This window comes from Azospirillum formosense (assembly GCF_013340925.1).
GTDB lineage: Bacteria > Pseudomonadota > Alphaproteobacteria > Azospirillales > Azospirillaceae > Azospirillum > Azospirillum formosense.
The window spans coordinates 1-1,659 of record NZ_WHOR01000480.1; the positions used below are offsets into that span (position 1 = coordinate 1).

Here is a 1,659-nt window from a genome sequence, read left to right on the forward strand (position 1 = left end):
GGTCGGCCCTCTTTCCCCCCGGACAGCGGGCTGGCGGTCACCGGCGCCCATGGGTGACGTCGTGGTCCCGGTCTACCGCGGGCGGGAGGAGACGCTGGCCTGTCTGCGATCGGTGTTCGCGGCGGAGGATCGTACGCCGCGCGAGATCATCGTCATCGACGACGCCAGCCCGGACGCGGATCTCGTCCGCGATCTCGCGGCGCTCGCCGCCGAAGGCCGGATCACGCTGCTCCGCAACGCGCGGAATCTCGGATTCCCCGCGACGGTCAACCGTGGGCTGGCCCTGCACCCCGACCGCGACGCCGTTCTGCTGAACGCCGACACGCTGGTCGCCGGCCCCTGGCTGGAGCGGCTGCGCGCGGCGGCCTGGTCGGCACCGGACATTGGCACGGTCACCCCGCTGTCCAACGACGCCACGATCCTCAGCTACCCTTCGGGCACGGACCGTCCACCCCCGCCGTCCCTGTCGGAAACGGCGGCGTTCGACCGGCTGGCCCGGGCGGTGAACGCCGGATTGCGGGTGGATCTGCCGACGGCGGTCGGCTTCTGCGCCTACATCCGGCGCGACTGCCTGGAGGAGACCGGCCCCTTCGAGGAGCGGCTGTTCGGGCGCGGCTATGGCGAGGAGAACGACTTCTGCCTGCGGGCGCGCCGGCTGGGCTGGCGCCATCTCGGGGCGGCCGACGTCTTCGTGGCGCATGTGGGCGGGCGTTCCTTCGGGCGGCAGAAGGCGATCCTCGCCGCGCGCAACAGCCGCCTTCTGGAACGGCTTCACCCCGGATACGACGCGCTGGTCCAGGACTTCATCGCCGCCGATCCGTTGATGGCCGCGCGTCGCCGTCTCGACCTCGCGCGCTGGGCGGAGGAGTCGGCGACCGGGCGGGCTGGCGCCATTCTGCTGGTCACGCTCGCCGGGCGCGGCGGCGTCGCCCGCTTCATCGAGGAACGCACCGAGACGCTGCGTGCGGAAGGTTGGCGCGTCCTGCGACTCGTCCCCGAAGCCGCCAGGGACGACGATGATGAGGAAGACGATGACAATGAGGATGAGGAAGGCGTTTCCCGCCTCACCGTCCCGTCCTCCTCGCTCCCACCCCCTTCGATCCCACCGGAACGCCGTTGCCGGATCGAGGTCGTCGACCGGCCCGATCTGCGTGATCTGGTGTTCCGCACGGCTGCCGAGTTCGATGAACTGGTCGAAGCCCTGCGGCTGGGCGGAACGGCCGCGGTGGAGATCCACCATTTGCTGGATCACGACGCCGCGGTTCTCGATCTGGCCGGTCGGCTCGGCGTGCCCTACGACCTTACCGTCCACGATTACGGCCTGATCTGTCCGCGCCTCAATCTGGTGGACAAGGACGGACGCTATTGCGGGGAACCGGATCTGGCCGGCTGCGAGCGCTGCACCGCCGACCCGGACGACCGGGCCGATCCGGATCTGACGGTGGGCGCCCTGCGCCGGCGCACGCGCGCCCTGCTCCCCGGGGCCCGGCGTGTTAGGGCGCCGACCCGAGATGTTGCGGCGGGCCCGTTGCGCAACACCGCCCCTCGCCCGGGACAGGCTCGGCCCTCGGCGGACATCCCCCCCTCCACACCAGCCGCCGCACCCCCCCGGCGCGGCCCGCCCCGCCGGCGTGGCCTCGGTCCCAACGGTGTCCGCCG

Annotated in this window: 1 protein-coding gene; it reads left to right on the forward strand. The window is 72.1% G+C overall.

Annotation, left to right across the window (positions count from 1 at the left end; translation table 11 throughout):
- Positions 1 to 49: 49 nt before the first annotated feature.
- Positions 50 to 1,659 (forward strand): glycosyltransferase family 2 protein (locus GBZ26_RS29225; protein ID WP_247884955.1); only part of this gene is annotated, 1,610 nt, incomplete at its 3' end.